General features: G+C 56.3%; 14 protein-coding genes. 5 read left to right on the forward strand and 9 right to left on the reverse strand.

Features of this window, described 5'->3' with window-relative positions; genetic code table 11:
- The first annotated feature begins 4 nt into the window (after window positions 1–4).
- Genes urtB through urtE form a run of 4 tightly spaced genes read left to right on the forward strand, consistent with a single transcriptional unit; the run spans window position 5 to window position 4,094 of the window.
- Entirely contained in the window at window positions 5–1,534 is a 1,530-nt protein-coding gene (gene urtB, locus K7B04_RS10550; protein ID WP_223804146.1) for an urea ABC transporter permease subunit UrtB, read from the forward strand.
- Window positions 1,534–2,610, forward strand: a complete 1,077-nt coding sequence (urtC, locus tag K7B04_RS10555) for an urea ABC transporter permease subunit UrtC (protein ID WP_223803983.1) — start codon at window positions 1,534–1,536, stop codon at window positions 2,608–2,610. Before urtB ends, urtC begins: the two co-directional genes overlap by 1 nt.
- The gene (urtD, locus tag K7B04_RS10560; protein WP_163447161.1) at window positions 2,603–3,394 is read left to right on the forward strand and encodes an urea ABC transporter ATP-binding protein UrtD; all 792 of its coding nucleotides are present in this window, start codon (window positions 2,603–2,605) and stop codon (window positions 3,392–3,394) included. The genes urtC and urtD overlap by 8 nt, the downstream gene beginning before the upstream one ends.
- Window position 3,395: 1 nt before the next feature.
- Window positions 3,396–4,094, forward strand: a complete 699-nt coding sequence (urtE, locus tag K7B04_RS10565; RefSeq protein WP_163447163.1) for an urea ABC transporter ATP-binding subunit UrtE — start codon at window positions 3,396–3,398, stop codon at window positions 4,092–4,094.
- Here urtE and K7B04_RS10570 read toward each other — a convergent pair.
- The 7 genes from K7B04_RS10570 to K7B04_RS10600 all read right to left on the reverse strand — a co-directional run bounded on the left by K7B04_RS10570 (window position 4,091) and on the right by K7B04_RS10600 (window position 12,758).
- Window positions 4,091–4,345 carry a YkgJ family cysteine cluster protein gene (locus K7B04_RS10570; protein ID WP_163447165.1) on the reverse strand — a complete coding sequence of 85 codons (255 nt, stop codon included), beginning with the start codon at window positions 4,343–4,345 and terminating at the stop codon, window positions 4,091–4,093. The genes urtE and K7B04_RS10570 overlap by 4 nt on opposite strands.
- Window positions 4,342–5,985: a GTPase gene (locus K7B04_RS10575; protein WP_163447167.1), complete on the reverse strand. Its 1,644-nt coding sequence runs from the start codon at window positions 5,983–5,985 to the stop codon at window positions 4,342–4,344. The genes K7B04_RS10570 and K7B04_RS10575 overlap by 4 nt, the downstream gene beginning before the upstream one ends.
- A gap of 4 nt (window positions 5,986–5,989) precedes the next feature.
- Window positions 5,990–7,822, reverse strand: coding sequence for a dynamin family protein (locus K7B04_RS10580; RefSeq protein WP_223803984.1), 1,833 nt, complete (start codon window positions 7,820–7,822; stop codon window positions 5,990–5,992).
- A gap of 18 nt (window positions 7,823–7,840) precedes the next feature.
- Complete coding sequence (locus K7B04_RS10585; RefSeq protein WP_163447171.1) at window positions 7,841–8,374, reverse strand: hypothetical protein; 534 nt, start codon at window positions 8,372–8,374, stop codon at window positions 7,841–7,843.
- An 11-nt stretch (window positions 8,375–8,385) separates the two neighbouring features.
- Complete coding sequence (locus tag K7B04_RS10590; RefSeq protein WP_163447173.1) at window positions 8,386–9,219, reverse strand: GTPase; 834 nt, start codon at window positions 9,217–9,219, stop codon at window positions 8,386–8,388.
- A gap of 30 nt (window positions 9,220–9,249) precedes the next feature.
- Window positions 9,250–10,161 (reverse strand): WYL domain-containing protein, encoded by a 912-nt coding sequence (locus K7B04_RS10595; RefSeq protein WP_163447175.1) that lies wholly within the window; start codon window positions 10,159–10,161, stop codon window positions 9,250–9,252.
- A gap of 338 nt (window positions 10,162–10,499) precedes the next feature.
- Window positions 10,500–12,758, reverse strand: a complete 2,259-nt coding sequence (locus K7B04_RS10600; RefSeq protein ID WP_223803985.1) for an FAD-dependent oxidoreductase — start codon at window positions 12,756–12,758, stop codon at window positions 10,500–10,502.
- 62 nt (window positions 12,759–12,820) lie between these two features.
- Here K7B04_RS10600 and K7B04_RS10605 point away from each other — a divergent pair, with 62 nt between their 5' ends.
- Window positions 12,821–13,513: an IclR family transcriptional regulator gene (locus tag K7B04_RS10605; protein WP_223803986.1), complete on the forward strand. Its 693-nt coding sequence runs from the start codon at window positions 12,821–12,823 to the stop codon at window positions 13,511–13,513.
- On the opposite strand, the gene K7B04_RS10610 is transcribed toward K7B04_RS10605, so the two are convergent.
- Window positions 13,485–14,816 (reverse strand): MFS transporter, encoded by a 1,332-nt coding sequence (locus tag K7B04_RS10610; protein ID WP_163447180.1) that lies wholly within the window; start codon window positions 14,814–14,816, stop codon window positions 13,485–13,487. The two genes, K7B04_RS10605 and K7B04_RS10610, sit on opposite strands and share 29 nt — an antisense overlap.
- Window positions 14,817–15,264: 448 nt before the next feature.
- Window positions 15,265–16,155: a dihydrodipicolinate synthase family protein gene (locus tag K7B04_RS10615; RefSeq protein ID WP_223803987.1), complete on the reverse strand. Its 891-nt coding sequence runs from the start codon at window positions 16,153–16,155 to the stop codon at window positions 15,265–15,267.
- Window positions 16,156–16,238 lie beyond the last annotated feature (83 nt).

Genomic DNA, 16,238 nt, shown 5'->3' on the forward strand with positions numbered 1-16,238 from the left:
CGCCATGCTCAGCTCCCCGGCGCGGGCTGGCGCGGCGGCCGATTACGGACAGGCCAGCCGCAGCGAGCAGGCGCTACTGCTCCAGCATTGGGCTGTGGATCCGCAGCCTTCGCGTTTGCCGCTGCTGGAAGCCCTTAGCCATGAATCGGTGGTGAGCGACGCGCAGGGCCATTTGTTCAATGAACAGGGCGGCAAACTGGTGCCGCTCGAAGGCGATGCCGCACCGGCGGGCAATACCAAAAAAGTGTTTATGAACAACCGCATCCGAGGACTGGTAGCCAGTGCTCTGGCCTCACATCAACTGGTGAGCGAGGACGATAAAGTCCGTCTGAACGCAGCGAACACGCTGCAAAACAGCGCCCGGCAGGATCAGTTGCCGATGCTGACACAGCGTCTGGCCGCCGAACATGACAGCCGCGTTCATACTGCGCTGGCCATTGCTGTCGCCAACCTCCAGCTCTCTGATAGCCGCGCCGAGCAGCGCCTGCAGGCGGTAAAACTGCTGGGCGAGGCCAGCGATCCACAGGTGCAGTCTAGCCTCAGTCGCCTGACGCAGCCGCAAAACGAACCGGATGCGGCAGTGCGCGCGGCGGCGGCGGACAGCCTCAAACACGTGCAGCAGCGCCTGAAGTGGGGCGACTGGCTGGGGCAGGCGTTTAGCGGCATTTCGCTGGGCTCAATCCTGCTGCTCGCCGCGCTGGGGCTGGCGATCACCTACGGCCTGCTGGGCGTTATCAATATGGCTCACGGCGAAATGCTGATGCTGGGCGCGTATTCCACGTGGCTGGTGCAAGACGCCTTCCAGCGCCTGGCCCCGGAGTGGTTGGCGCTTTACCCGCTGGTGGCGCTACCGGTCGCGTTTTTTATCACCGCGGCGGTGGGAATGGCGCTGGAGCGCGCCATTATTCGCCACCTTTACGGGCGTCCTCTGGAGACGCTGCTGGCCACCTGGGGCATCAGCCTGATGCTGATTCAGCTGGTGCGCGTGTTGTTTGGCACCCAGAACCTGGAAGTGGCGAACCCGGCCTGGCTGTCGGGCGGCTGGAACGCGTTGCCAAATCTGGTGCTGCCGTACAACCGTATTGCGGTGATTGTGTTTGTGGCTGGCGTGCTGGCGCTGACCTGGCTGCTGCTCAATAAAACCCGCCTGGGGATGAACGTACGCGCGGTCACGCAAAATCGTCGCATGGCCGACTGTTGCGGCGTGCCGACCGGGCGCGTCGATATGCTGGCTTTTGGTCTGGGGTCCGGCATCGCCGGGCTCGGCGGCGTGGCGCTGTCGCAGCTGGGCAACGTCGGCCCGGAGCTGGGGCAGGGGTACATCATCGACTCTTTCCTGGTGGTGGTGACCGGCGGCGTGGGGCAGCTGGCGGGCACCGTGGCCGCGGCGCTGGGGCTTGGCGTGCTCAACAAAGTGCTGGAGCCGCAGATTGGCGCAGTGCTGGGCAAAATAGCCATTCTGGTCTTGATCGTGCTGTTTATTCAGAAACGGCCGCAAGGATTGTTCGCATTCAAAGGGCGGGTAATTGACTGATGAGCCAACCTATTACGTTAACGATCGCCCGTCGCGTGCCGCGTCTTACCGGCTCGCTGGCGGCGCTGGTACTGGCGGCGCTGCTGGTGCTGCCTTTCTTCGCGCTACTGCCTGCGGCACATCCGTTGGCTATCTCAACCTACACGCTGACGCTCATTGGCAAGATCCTTTGCTACGCGGTGGTGGCGGTGGCGCTCGATCTGGTATGGGGCTACGCCGGATTGCTGTCGCTGGGCCATGGCCTGTTCTTCGCGCTGGGCGGCTATGCAATGGGGATGTACCTGATGCGACAGGCGGCGGGCGATGGCCTGCCAGCCTTTATGTCCTTTCTGTCGTGGAGCGAGCTACCCTGGTTCTGGGCGGGCACCCAGCATTTCGCGTGGGCGCTGTGCCTGATTATTCTCGTGCCGGGTCTGCTGGCGCTGGTATTTGGTTACTTTGCGTTTCGCTCGCGGATTAAAGATGTCTACTTCTCCATCATGACGCAGGCGCTGACCTACGCCGGGATGCTGCTGTTTTTCCGCAATGAAACCGGGTTTGGCGGCAACAACGGCTTTACCGGTTTTACCACGCTATTGGGCTTCCCGGTCTCCGCCACCGGTACGCGAATCGCGCTGTTTGTCGCCACGGTTCTGCTGCTGGCCGCTTCGCTGGCCATTGGCCTGTTGCTCACTCGCAGCAAGTTTGGCCGCGTGCTCACCGCCGTGCGCGATGCGGAAAACCGCCTGATGTTCTGCGGCTACGATCCGAAAGGCTTCAAGCTGTTTATCTGGACCCTTTCCGCCGTGCTGTGCGGGCTGGCGGGGGCGTTGTACGTGCCGCAGGTGGGGATTATCAACCCCAGTGAAATGTCGCCGACCAACTCGATTGAAGCCGCTATCTGGGTGGCGCTCGGTGGGCGCGGCACGCTGATTGGCCCGATTCTCGGCGCGGGGATCGTCAACGGCGCCAAAAGCTATTTCACCGTCGCCTTCCCGGATTTCTGGCTCTTTTTCCTCGGCCTGATGTTTATCCTCGTCACGCTGTTCCTGCCGCGCGGCGTGATTGGCCTGCTTAAACGGAGGAAGCATGACTGATTCACTGTTTACCCAACCGCATCTTCAGGATCGCTATCGCGATACCACCGATCCGGTGCTGGAGCTGAACAACATCAATGTCACTTTTGACGCTTTTCGCGCGCTGACCAACCTGTCGCTGAAGATTGGCGTCGGCGAGCTGCGCTGCGTGATTGGCCCAAACGGTGCGGGAAAAACCACGCTGATGGACGTGATTACCGGTAAAACGCGGCCCGACAGCGGCACGGTGACCTACGACCAGAATATCGACCTGATGGGGATGTCATCGGTGGAGATTGCCCGCGCCGGGATTGGGCGTAAATTCCAGAAGCCGACGGTATTTGAAGCGCTGAGCGTGACGGAAAACCTCGAAATCGCCCTGAAGATGGATAAGTCAGTGTGGACCTGCCTGCGGGCCAAACTCACCGGCGTCCAGCGGGATCGCATTGACGAAGTGCTGGAGCTGCTGCGGCTGACCGCGCATCGTCATCGCCCGTCCGGGCTGCTTTCTCATGGGCAAAAACAGTTTTTAGAAATCGGCATGCTGCTGGTGCAGGAGCCGCATCTGCTGCTGCTGGACGAGCCTGCCGCCGGGCTGACCGATGCGGAAACCGACTATATCGCTGAGCTATTCCGCACGCTGGCCGGTAAGCACTCGCTGATGGTGGTGGAGCACGACATGGGCTTTGTGGAAACCATTGCCGACCACGTCACCGTTCTGCATCAGGGGCAGGTGCTGGCGGAAGGCTCGCTGCGTGAAGTGCAGGCTAACGAGCAGGTCATCGACGTTTATCTGGGGCGCTGATATGTTACAGGTTAATGATTTAAATCAGTATTACGGCGGCAGCCACATTTTGCGCGGCCTCTCTTTTGACACCACGCCCGGTGAAATCACCTGCCTGTTGGGGCGCAACGGCGTGGGGAAAACCACGCTGCTGAAATGTCTGATGGGGCTGATTCCGGCAAAGTCCGGCACCATTCACTGGCAGGGAAAGCTGATTAACGCCAGTAAACCGCATCAGCGGGTGCAGCAGGGGATTGCCTACGTGCCGCAGGGGCGCGAGATTTTCCCGCGTCTGACGGTTGAAGAAAATTTGCTGATGGGGTTATCACGCTTCTCCGGCAGCCAGGCGAAGGGGGTACCGGAAGAGATCTACGCGCTGTTTCCGGTGCTGCGCGAAATGAAGCAGCGACGCGGCGGCGATCTCTCCGGCGGCCAGCAGCAGCAGTTAGCCATCGGCCGTGCGTTGGCCTGTCAGCCGTCATTACTTATTCTCGATGAGCCGACGGAAGGTATTCAGCCTTCCGTGATAAAAGAAATTGGCGCCGTGATCCGCAGTCTCGCCAATCGCGGTGATATGGCGATTCTGCTGGTTGAGCAATTTTATGATTTTGCCGCCGAACTGGCGGACAATTATCTGGTGATGTCGCGCGGCACAATTATTCAACGTGGGCACGGTGAAGACATGGAAGCGCAGGGCGTCAGACAACTGGTCGCGATTTAGAGCTTCTCGCAAATCGCCACGTTCAGCTTGACGAACGCATCCCACTCGATGACGTCCTGTAAATTAGCGCGGTAGTAATCTTCCACACGGCACACCAGTGGACGGATGTCGTAGATAGCGCACAGGTGCGTCTCTTCGACAAAGTGGCGGCAAACCCCATCCCCGCGATCGAGGAATGCGGTTTGCTCGCTGGCATGAACCCTGCGACAACATTTTCCGCAGGCGTTACAGGGAAATGGCGAGAGCGTCACGCGTAAGCCTTCAGCTCTGAGGCAAGCTGTTGGGTGGCGAGTACGGTGTCGCTGATGGCCCGGTCTTGCTGGCTGGCGATATCACGCGATGCGTTGAGCTCCTCCAGCAGCGTTTTAAACCAGGGGTCGAGCGAGCTGTTCATTTGCTTGATGGCCGAAGATTCAAACTGTGCCGCCGTGGTACGGGCAAAATCTTCAACTTCCTGCTGATAGCGTTCCCATTCCCGTCGATACTGCTCGCTCTGCTCACGTGCTCTTTTGGTTTCGCTATCCTCAGCGAAAATATCCCAGAGTGAGCCGATCACGGTGACCGCTGGCCCAACGTAAGGAATCCATTTGCCAATGACAGCAGCGCCCCATTTTTCCATGGTTTTGGTCCCAATGCCTTTCATCAGCGAGGGGGCCCACTCTTTTACCAGCTTCAGGCCTGATACGATGTGCTCCGGTTTGGCCAGCGATCCCAGCGTTGTGACCGCATTGCTAACCATATCGGCGTTAATGGCGTTGGGCTCATCCGTACGTTCAGTGTCCTTATAGACCTGCTCCTCTGGCATGTGTGGAACATCCTGATGCGTTTTCGCCTGCTCCCAGATAACTGTTTCGAGATGATCCAGATCGCGTTTGAAGCGCGTCACCAGATACTCGATCTCCTGTCGCTGTAACGTGTCGATGCGCTCGCAGGCCTGATTAAAGATGGCTTCAATCTTCTGCTGCGCATTTCCCGCTCCCTGACGCAGGGCGGCTTTACTGCCGTAGTACATTTCTTCGCTCTGGCGCTTGATTTCAGCCATCAGGGTTTTTCTACACGTATATTGCTGCTCTACGATGCTTTTGATTAAGGCATCAAAGCTGCGCACGGTTTCGCTAGTGGTTTGTTTATCAAGAGATTGGAGTACGCCGTCCAGAAACTGGTATAGCGTGGCGGCCAGGCGGCGATTGATATGCTGCGTATCGATCCCTGCGATAAATGTCGTCAGTGCCGTTTCAAAGGCAGGAAATTCGCTCACCTGGAGTAACCCCGACTTGTTGGCGAGCTTTGCCTTAAGCGCCATTTCTGCATTCACGCGCAGGATCGGAATATCATGCAAGACTTCCTGCATACCGCGTGCTTCCGCTAACGTTTGTAGACGAATACGGATATCATTTTTGAGCCGCGTCAGGACCTCAATATCCATATTGTCTTTGTCGTTCAGCACCAGAAACAGCTTTTTTTTGGCCTGTAAGATATTGACCAACACCTGAAGGGTTTTCTCTTCTTCCGCGGCCCCGGAGGGATTAACGACAAAAATAATCGCATCGGCAGCGAGCATTTGCTCGCGCGTCACTTGTTCATGCGCCAGGGGCGCATCAACGCCTGGGGTATCGAAAATCCGGATATTGCCCCAGGAGTAAGCGTCGACGCTGTCGGTGAGTGGAATATCGCCGGTTTTCGCCACGTTATCGCCGATAAGCGCATTGATGAGCGTGCTTTTACCCGCGTTGTAAACGCCATACACCATAATGCTAGCATCCGGCTGGCGGCGTTTGTCGTCAAACTGACGCTGTACGTTGGCAAAATCGGCGGCCAATGCGGGATGCTGCTTGACCAGCTCAACGGTGCGGTCATAGGCGTTGAATAGTGCAGAGGCGGTGATTTCCATAGCGTTAGCCCTCTTCGCTGATTAATTTATCTTTTGCGGTTGCCTGGAGCTTCACCAGTGCAGCTTTGAAGTTACTGATTTCATTATTGATTTCTGTGCAGGCATCACTCATATCGATGAGTAGTGTGCTGAGCAGCGTATTAACGCGATGTTCAATTTCTTTGCCAACGACATCGTTATACAGACTCTGAACCTGGACATGCAGAGCGTTCAGGTTATCGCCTATAGCAATCTCAATTGAACGCGTGCTGACTCTGGCGCTGCTTCCCGCCGCGGCGCCGAGCGCCCCTCCAAGGCTTGCTCCGGCAACGGTGCCCAGTGGCCCCAGGAAGCTACCGGCAATACCGCCGAGTGCTGCGCCAATGCCGCTTCGACGGCCCCGGGTACTTTTGATGTAGCCATCCGGAATGTTCTCGGTGATCGTCTGGACGGAAAACTCAGGTAGCTTGAGTTCAGATGCGGTCCAGGTTGCTACCACTTTCGATTTAAAGTTGGTCATCACATCGCTTAAAATGCGATCCAGCGCTTGCGTAATCAGCGTCTCCGCTTCGTCATCCCACGTGTGTTTAGCTGCTGTCAGCGCGTTGTTGATCCGATCCTTGCTGTCACGATGCGCGGTCAACGCATTGAATTGCGCCTCAATATTCCTGCGCATCGTGGACTGTGCTTCAAGAATGGCCGGTCGCATTTGTTGGTCGGTTCGGGTTTTCATCTCCGCAACAAGCAGGCTGAATTTGCCCGTCAGCGTACGGTATTGTTCAACCTCTTTGATACAACTGTTGAGGAAGTGGGTGAAGTTACGGATTGGAACAGCCCGCTTCATCCGTACCCCTTTCTCTTGCGAAATACGGTACAGGGTGGAGAACAATTGTCCCATGCCGCTTTCACGAATGCTGGCAGCATCATTCGCGTTATGCTCGGCATAGCGTGCAGACACAGAGAGAATTTCGATGTTGTCAGCATCCAGTTCGGCGGCAATAAGTTCTTTTTTGACGTATTCACATTGCAGTTGGCGATCGCTCGCCGGTTTCATTACCAGACGGTCGAGAAATACATCATTTTCCTCATCCCAGTCGTGTTCTTTTTTGTCGCTACCGGTCAGCAACAGCATGATATTTTTTTCTTTGCTGCACAGCGTGCGGATCTCTGCCAGATCGCTGGCCCGGCCGGGCGCGTCGGATTTCATCGTATAGAGGATAAGATCCGCATGATCGGCATGTTCTCTGGCGAGAGCGCCGTTTTGCATGCGAACAGAGTGCAGGCCCGGCGAATCGACCCACGTTAGCCCCGGTAGACGGAAGCTCTGGATCGAGCTGGTGGCTTCTGTAGCGCCTACGCGAAACTTCTCCCGACGTTCGGCTTCATGGCGAGCGTCGCCATTTTCCGCGTCGGAGTTTTCGTAGGATTTATACTCCAGAGGGCTCTGACCATGCTGCTGTTGCTGCTGCTCGGTGGGATCGGTGTATCCCCAGGCCATATAATTGCCCAGCGAACTTTTACCTGATTTGACCTTGCCGTACACGTAGACCAATAAAGAGTCTTCGAAGTTTTTGCGGAAACTCAGCCCCTTATCCTGGCTTTCGAGTTTTGCTTTCCATGCGCTATCTTGCTTTTCCAGCCCGCTGATAAACTCCGTGAGCGACTGGCTCAGCGGGCTGGTTTTTGGCAGCTTTGCGCGTGCTTCAGCCAATTGGCCGGAGAGGTTGTGTTTAAATTGCTGATAGCGACTCGCAAATTCGCGATCCAATGCTTTCGCCTCTTCCAGGGAAGAATTGAACTGATTTTGCAGCTGTTGAAAAGAGGCGAGGAGTTCCTCACGTAGCATCTCGTTGTGCATGTTTTTATCCCTGCTCGCTTAGCTTTTGAGTTTCTGGAGGCGTGCTTCCAGTTTGCTGCGATACTGCTGCAATTCATCCAATTGACGTTGACCCTGGGCGTATGCGTTAACTTTCTCACGTAGGTCTGCCGTCATACTGAGCTTAACGTCATAGCAGGCTTCAAACTCGTTCAGGTTTTCACGCGTTTTTTCATACAATAGGGACAGTTGCTGAGCGTCAGTGTAGTACTCGGCGATAATGCGTTTATATTGCGTTCCCGTTTCGAGGATTTTCGCCTTAAACGGCGGCTGGCTCTGATACTCGGCGTTAAAACAGCCGGATAACAGCTGTTGAAAATCAGCCGATCGTTTTTCTCCTTCGTTCAGCAGTGTTTCTTTAATGGTTTGGCGCTGTTCGTTGATTTCTCGCTCTCGTCGTTCACGTTCGGCCCGTTCTCTACGACGGCGTTCTTCATCATCGCCATTGTTGTTTGAGCTGCTGTCGTCGCCGGATGACGCGATGATTGCACCAATGCCGAGGACGGCGGCGCCAATTAACCAGGGTAATGCCATGTGTTTTCTCCTTACGCAGCCGGGAATTTACTGAGTTGAGTCGCCATTAATTCACGAAAGTCATTCATTGCCAGGTCGAATGGCTCAAGCGCAATGCGGATGGTTTTTTGCGTTTGCAGCCGTTGCTTACGAATGGTGTGCTGGGCCCTGGTTATTTCCTCAAGCAGCGTCTCTATCGCCAGGCGTTGGCGTTCTTGTTTCACGGCGTGGGCATCCCGATTTAGTGTATGCAGCGTTGTTGTTAAGTCATTGAGATGGCTGGCGCGCACCAGGCCTTCTTTCTTCTGCAGCATTCCTGCATGAAAACGCGAGCCGGAGAGGGCGAAGCATCGGGGATTGAATCCCAGGATATCGCGACATTGTTCGAGCATCCGTTGCCTGATCTCTTCAATCTTCTCAGGCGATTCAACATCTGATTTGCTAAGAACCAGAATGATATTTTGCTCGGCATACTCGCCAAACGACGCTTTCATTTCGCGAAGAAAATCGATTTCCATTTTCTCCAGTTCCCCTTGCGGCTGATGAACAAACAGGACGATGTCCGCTTTTGCCGCACCCTCTCCGGCAATCAAGTCGTCGCTGCTATTTGCATCCAGCCCTGGCGTGTCGAGGAATATAAAGTCTTTGGTTTCGAATTCTTTCAGCTCCGCCGTTTCGCGGACGTCATTTGTCCGAAAACACTCGCTCTGGAGATGATCGGTTAACATATTTAAAAGATAACTTTTGCCCGCGTTCATTAATCCCCATGCGACAACCACGGGCTTACCCGCAGTACTATTCTGGGCGAGTAAAGCATCTGCTTTATGTAATAGCTGTGTGTGCTGAGACTGTGTTAAATCAACCATAAGTTCGTTTCTCATTCGGTTAACAGGCGATTAAGAAGATGCCTCGGTAACGTTAGCAACGTTGGCCGTGGCGATACGCGAGTGAAAGTCTTTAACAAAATCGTCTTTAAGCGCTGCGGGTGCTGTAATGTGGATATCCGGCATCCAATAGCGTAGCCAGCGAAATAGGGTATCCTTGTCGTTAACAACGCAGGTGATATTCAGACTGTTATTTGGGTGTTTTTCGACAATGCGTTGCTCAGGAAACAGTGGCCGGCGCGTGACAAACTGCGCGGCATGAGCAGAGACCCACAGTGTCGCCTGGATACCCTGGCCAAAGCGAATCCCGCTTGCGTTATTGAGCTCAGCTATCACGTCATCGGTTGGACTGAAACTCGTCTCCGACAGTGAAAAGTCGCCAATGCGCGCCAGCTCAAAGGCTTTAAGTCGGCCATCGTCAACGCCTGCCAGATACCACAAACCGTAGTGATTAATGAGTTTATAAGGCTGTACGCGGCGTGGTTTCTCGCGATAGCTGAAGGTGACTATACATCGTGCGGTTATAGCTTTATCAAGATGGTCGAATAGTTTGCTAAGTGATTTATTATCTCTGCTTTTTATTCCGACGATTTCTATGTTATCCGATTTTTTCATTCGATTACGGAGCGACTTCCCATCAGTCTGCGGGAAAAGTTGCGATACGCCCGCGAAGTGGGCAAATTCCGCCAGATGACCGGAGTGGAGTGAAGGAATAAGATGACTGCTAAGCTTAAAACGTCCGTTACCCATATCATCCAGCAGCGGGGATAGTCTGGCTAAATCCCGATAGGCCGTGCGCTCGGCAATATCAAAATGGGAACAGAGCCAATCTTTATCAATAATAGAACCCTGATAAAGTGCGCTAAACGTTTCGCATACTCTTTCTATCAGTAGCCTGTTCTTTTTTCCGGAGCTCTTTTTCATTATGATCCTGAAAAGTGTGATTCAGAAAATCATTACGCAGACGGTCCTGCCCGCGCCCTTTTACTCGCCCTTTAAACATTATTAACGGCCGGAATACCCAAAACTTAAGATCAAGCGGGTGTTCTTTTATGGAGCGATACCACAAGGTAGAGCAGGTCTCTGACAGGTTATGACAGTGAAAAAAGAATTCTGGCGTTAAATGATAAAAGGCAGAACTCGTTTAACCTGGCGGAAACGGCGGAGGAGATTGAGAAGCGTATTGCGTTAGTGAGTCAACTTATTCCCTCTCCCCCGCAGGGGAGAGAGCCCGCGCAATGCGGTTGGAATTGGGGCTGGTATTACATGATGTTAAGCGAATAAACCGCGGGCACGCCCCCCGCCGATTTCACCAGCTCAAGGGTGATTTTTGACACTGTGCGCGGTGCTTCCAGCGCGTGCTGGCACACCGAGTGACGGTTGTCGCTCACTTCGGCAATCAGCGTATCGTCGGCCCACAGCCGATAGTGGGTGGTGCAATGCGGCGTGACCGCCTCTGCGTGGCCCATCTGTACGGTTTCCATCGCGTTATCAAAGTCGTTGTCCAGCATCAGCGTCAGCGACTGCACGGTTTGCGGCGTGTCCCACTGCCAGGTCAGGCGCGGCGCGGCGTCGTCCAGCGCGGGTGCCCAGCCATTAATCTGTTGTTCCGGGCGCAGACGGCCGTTCAGCAGGTTTTGCACGTTGTAGCAGCGCAGCGGCGCGGCGAACTGGATTGCGGGCATTATCTGGTGCGGGCGACGGCGCGGCACCCAGAAATCAAACGCCTCGACGCCGTAATCCCCGTCCACCACCTGACGCGGGTGCTTGGCCACGCGGGCGTTCTGGCTGTTGAATACCGTCATGATACCCGGCAGCGCCACGTCGCTTAGCGCCATCTCCACCTCGCTGTTGCGCTCGAAGGCGATAAACAGATAGCGGTCAACGTCGCTCTGCCAGCCAAACTCAACGAGATATTCCCCGGCTTCCTGCACCGTTAACGTCCGTTCGTCGAGCAAGGTGTCAGCACAATAGTTGGCGGCCTTCTGGCTGCTCAACAGGCTGATGTTTACCGGCTGTGCGCTGGCGGCGCGCAGGGTAAAGCGCAGAGCCGGCAGCGCTTCACCGGCTTTGACCGGCAGCAGCAGCGCCATGCGTTCTTCCAGCGCCATCCAGCGGCCGCTGGCGGGGAGGGCGGTCAGCGCCAGTTCGCTGCTGGCGCTCACGCGCGCGCCGCGCGCCGGGTCGCGCAGATGCTGACGCGGAATGTAACAACCGGTTTGCTGGAGATGCTGCTGGAGTTTGTCGATGTGTTTGGCTTCCGCCAGCTGCGGCGCGCTGAGCTGATGCTGCTGACAGAGCGCGGCCGCGCGGCCCACCACTTCACCCAGCAGACCGCAGGTACACATCACACGGGCGCTGCCGAAGGCGACGTGAGAGGCGGAAATCAGGCGGCCGGTCAGGAACAGGTTATCCAGCGAACGGCTGTAGAGGCTGCGATACGGAATGGTGTAGGTGCCTTTGCTGTGGAACTGGCGGCAGCCGTCATGTTTGCTATAGACGCCGTCCGCCGGGTGCAGGTCGATAGACCAGCCGCCGTAGCCCACCGCGTCGTAGTAGTCACGCTGCTCGATGATGTCCTGCTGGCACAGCAGATGGTCGCCGATAAAGCGGCGGCTCTCGCGTTTGCCTGGAATCGAACCGACCCACTCGATGGTCAGGTTCTCGGCTTCCGGGAATTCACCGGAGTTTTTAATGTAGTTCCAGACGCCCCAGACAATCTTCCACAGCTCCCATTTGATCTGCTCGCTGTCGTGGATGGTATCAAGGCGTCCGCCCCATTCCAGCCACCACAAATCGCAGCCGTTTAGCGTTGAGGTCAGACGCTTGTAGCGCGGAATAGCTTCAATGTCCTGCAAGGCGAAAGAGGGCGGCACGAACTTCACCGGCCCGCTGCTTTTGCGGGTGTAGAAATAGATAGAGTGGCCGAGCTTGTGGCCGAAGTTATCGCCGGGGGCCATTTTTTCGCCCAGTTCTTCAGCGTCTTCCGCGCCGACGCGGTACTCTGCGCCCGCCAGATGGCCCAGCACGCCGTCGCCGGTGGCGTCGCAGAACTGCGCGGCCTGAATGTGATAGAAGGTCTCATTGACGGCGTTAAAGCCGGTGGCTTCGGTAATGCGCTGGCCTTCGCGCTCAACGGCGTAAATGGCGGTGTTCAGCAATAGGGTGAGGTTCTTTTCGCGCTGCGCTAAATCCAGCAGCAGCAGGTCGAACATCATCGGGTTGCCTTCTTTATTGCGCCACAGGTTCTCTTCGAGAATCTCGCCCATAATACCGCCTTCACGCGACCAGCGGTTATTGTTACCCATGTGCGACGTTGCGCCGTTGGCCCACAGGCGCACTTCGCTGGAGGCGTTGCCCCCAAGCACCGGTCGGTCCTGCACCAGTACGACCTGCAAACCGTCGCGGGCGGCAGCGAGCGCGGCACATAGCCCGGCCAGGCCGCCGCCGGCGACCAGCAGATCGGTGCGTAGGGTCTGGTGGGGAAAATCACGTTCATGGGTTTGCTGGAAAATTTGCATAAATTGTAATTCCTGCCTTTCTGGCGATAAAATAATAGTCTTTAAAAAAACGGGATCCCGCTATGTCGTCTCAACCTAATCAAAGCCTTATCGACGGTATTCGCTGCCTGCAGTATCTGGTGTCCAGCGATCGGGCTATCGGTTGTCGCGAGCTGGCGCGGCTGATGGGCATTAACCCCACCCGCGTGAACCGTCTGCTGATGACCATGGCGGCCATCGGCTTGACCACCCAGGACGAGCAGCGCCGCTATCTGCCTGGGCCCGGTATTCACGCGCTGGCCGCACAGGCGATCCGCGGTTCAACGCTGTTTTCAAAAGCCCTCCCGCTGCTGGAAACCTACGCCCCGAAAGATATCGTGGTGGCGATGGGCGTCCTGTGGGAGGACCAGGTTATCTATATCTTCCACTCCCGCCCCGGCAGCCATATCAGCCAGGCGCTGGCGGGTTTTCACATGATGCCGGCCTGCGAGTCGGTCATCGGTATTGCGCTGCTCGCCGCCGAAGACGACGAGATGCTGGCCCAACGCTTTAGCGCGGAAGAGATGGCGCGCATCGCGCCGTACCTTCAGCAGCAGCGTCAGCTGGGCCATGTGGTCTGGCCGCACGACGACGGCGAAGTCTCTCTCGCCAGGCCGATTCAGTTCGGTTCACACAAGGCGGCGCTGGCTTTTGCCGGGATGTATGATCCCATCCCGGAACAGACCGCCGCGCGGCTGGCCGAACTCATCACGCTTTGCGACCGACTGACGGCGTAGCGTTGTCGCTGTCGAGGTCAATCTTGCCGACCACGAACAGATAAGAGCAGATCCCCAGACAGGCCAGTACGGCGATAAAACCGAGCGCTGGGGCGAAGTTATGCCCGTCGATCAGCGCGCCGATAGCGATTGGCACGACGATCGAAGAGAGCGCGCCGGTAAAGTTGAAGACGCCGCCCGCCAGACCAATCAGATGACGCGGCGCGAGGGCTGTCACAAACACCCAGGTAATTGTCGCCAGACCGTTGCCGAAGAAGGCGATGGACATAAACAGGATGATCAGCGTGGGGTCATCGGTGTAGTTGGCGCCAAGGATAAACAGCGTCAACGCCATCCCCAGAATGACCGGTGCTTTACGGGCAAAGCTGGCGGAGACGCCACGACGAATCAGACGGTCTGATACAAACCCTGCCAGCAGCACGCCGACAAACGCCGCGAGGTAAGGGACGGAGGCGACGTAGCCGGACTTAATAAAGTCCATATGGCGATACTGCACCAGATAGGTCGGGAACCAGGTCAGGAAGAACCAAAAGGTGGCCGAGATGGTAAACTGGCCGAAGTAGATGCCAATCAGCTTACGGCTTTTAAACATCAGCCCCAGATCCTGCCAGCTGAACGGACGCTTAGCGGCGTTCTCGCGGCTTTCCATGACCGCGCCGCCGTCGCGCAGGTGATCCAGTTCGGCTTTCGATACGGTTTTGTGATCCAGCGGATCGCGGTAGACGCAGTACCACAACACGCCCCAAATCATCCCCACCACGCCGGTGATCAGAAACAGCCCGCGCCAGCCGAAGAGATCCTGAATATGAAACAGCACCGGGGTCATCAGCGCCATGCCGACAAACTGGGCGGAAGAGTAAATACCGATCGCCGTAGCGCGTTCCTGCTCCGGGAACCAGCTGGAGATCACGCGGTTGTTTGACGGCATCACCGGCGCTTCAAACGCCCCGACGCCCAGACGCAGGCCAACCAGCGCGCCAAAGCTGTTGGCGACGGCGTGCAGCGCGGTAATCAACGACCAGATAAACAGCCCCACGCCGTAGACCAGGCGAGAACCGAGACGGTCGATCAGAAAGCCGCCGGGGATCTGCAATGCGGCGTAGATCCAGCCGAATGCGGAGAAGATAAGCCCCATCTGGAGCGGGGTAAACTGCAGCTCGCCGGACATCTGCGTGGCCGCGACCGAGAGGTTCGTTCGGTCCATGTAGTTGATAATAATATTAATAAACACCAGGCCTAGCACAAAGAAGCGTACCCGACCGGTTGAGCGGGCGGCAGATCTTGTTATCGGTTGTTCTGACATAGAGGTGTTCTCATCATTTTAAGGTTTAAAAGGTAAGAGGCGTCATATGATTGTTGTTAGTGTTTCTTTTATAGAAACACTTAGTCGGATGCAAAGTGAGATGTAAAGAAGTGTGATCTGTCTTGTATTTGTACAGTAATGAAATCGGTTTCAGGTGTTGGGATGGGGCTCCCCCTCACCCTAACCCTCTCCCCAAAGGGGCGAGGGGACTGTACGGTGCGGTTGGTGAGATTAATGCAGGGTTTTGCCCTCTCCTGAAAGGGGAGAGGGACTGTACTGTGCGGTTGGTGGGATTAATGCAGGGTTTTGCCCTCTCCTGAAAGGGGAGAGGGACTGTACGGTAGAGTTGGTGGGCTTAATGCAGGGTTTTCTCCCTCTCCCTTTCAGGGAGAGGGCCGGGGTGAGGGTTCAGCGCGCACGGCCTCCGCACAGGCGGTGACCGTAACCGTTAAAGAAATTCAGCCGCACGGAATTTCGCCAGCGCGTCCTGCTTTTGTTCCGCCGTCATCGGGCGGAGCGGACGGCGCGGGTCGCCCACGTCGATACCGTGCAGCTGCATGGCCAGCTTCCCGGCCGCCACGCCGCCGTACTGCACCAGCACGCGAATGATGGCGATCACTTTGTCCATGCAGGCCGCCACGTCCTGGTGGTTGCCCTGATTGAAGCTATCGATCAGGCGATGATACAACGGTGCGGCATAGTTATAGGTACTGCCTACTGCGCCAATCGCTCCGCAGGCGAGCCCCGCCGGCAAAAATTCGTCCACGCCGAAGGGAATATCGAACTGGCCGTTGTTAACACGCAGGCAACGCTGGAACTCGTACATGTCGCTGGAGTTAAACTTCATACCGGACAGGTTCGGGATTTTATCCGCAGCGGCAATCAGGAACTGTTCCATATCGAGGCTTAGCCCGGACATTCCCGAGTGATAGTAGTAGAACCCCTTGGATGGCGCGGCGGCGGCGTTAAGCCGGCAATATTCCACCAGGTCGTCGACGCTGGACGGTTTAAAGAAGCAGGGGCCAATCACCGAGGTGGCGAAAATATCTAACGTCTCCGCGTGACGGCTTAGATCCAGCGAGTCGGCGATGCTCAGCGCGCCAGTATGGAGCGTAATGCTGAGCTTACCGTGGCTGGCCGCGACCCAGCGCTCGGCGATCTTTTTACGTTCAGCAACGGAGCAGTGGATGCCCTCGCCGGTGGTGCCAAGAACGTACACGCCCTTCACGCCCTGGCCAATAAGATGCTCGGCAATCTGATCAATGACCGGATAGTTTACTTCACCGTGGCTGTCGAAAGGGGTGTGCGGCGCAGCGATAAGACCTGTTAGCTTTTCCATGTAAACCTCAAGTGGTGTTTTTCTTCTTAACTAAAAGTTAAAATGAAGCATAACTCCACTTTGCGGACAAATGATACCCATAG

The organism is Kluyvera sp. CRP (assembly GCF_019930565.1).
GTDB classification, from domain to species: domain Bacteria; phylum Pseudomonadota; class Gammaproteobacteria; order Enterobacterales; family Enterobacteriaceae; genus Kluyvera; species Kluyvera georgiana_A.

Bases quoted from the DNA above. Each gene is read 5' to 3' on its own strand.
- K7B04_RS10580 (WP_223803984.1), bottom strand. From the start codon at position 7,822: ATGCACAACGAGATGCTACGTGAGGAACTCCTCGCCTCTTTTCAACAG.
- urtE (WP_163447163.1), top strand. From the start codon at position 3,396: ATGTTACAGGTTAATGATTTAAATCAGTATTACGGCGGCAGCCACATT.
- K7B04_RS10605 (WP_223803986.1), top strand. From the start codon at position 12,821: ATGTCGTCTCAACCTAATCAAAGCCTTATCGACGGTATTCGCTGCCTG.
- K7B04_RS10585 (WP_163447171.1), bottom strand. From the start codon at position 8,374: ATGGCATTACCCTGGTTAATTGGCGCCGCCGTCCTCGGCATTGGTGCA.
- K7B04_RS10595 (WP_163447175.1), bottom strand. From the start codon at position 10,161: ATGAAAAAGAGCTCCGGAAAAAAGAACAGGCTACTGATAGAAAGAGTA.
- K7B04_RS10615 (WP_223803987.1), bottom strand. From the start codon at position 16,155: ATGGAAAAGCTAACAGGTCTTATCGCTGCGCCGCACACCCCTTTCGAC.
- K7B04_RS10600 (WP_223803985.1), bottom strand. From the start codon at position 12,758: ATGCAAATTTTCCAGCAAACCCATGAACGTGATTTTCCCCACCAGACC.
- K7B04_RS10575 (WP_163447167.1), bottom strand. From the start codon at position 5,985: ATGGAAATCACCGCCTCTGCACTATTCAACGCCTATGACCGCACCGTT.
- urtC (WP_223803983.1), top strand. From the start codon at position 1,534: ATGAGCCAACCTATTACGTTAACGATCGCCCGTCGCGTGCCGCGTCTT.
- K7B04_RS10590 (WP_163447173.1), bottom strand. From the start codon at position 9,219: ATGGTTGATTTAACACAGTCTCAGCACACACAGCTATTACATAAAGCA.
- K7B04_RS10610 (WP_163447180.1), bottom strand. From the start codon at position 14,816: ATGTCAGAACAACCGATAACAAGATCTGCCGCCCGCTCAACCGGTCGG.
- urtD (WP_163447161.1), top strand. From the start codon at position 2,603: ATGACTGATTCACTGTTTACCCAACCGCATCTTCAGGATCGCTATCGC.
- urtB (WP_223804146.1), top strand. From the start codon at position 5: ATGCTCAGCTCCCCGGCGCGGGCTGGCGCGGCGGCCGATTACGGACAG.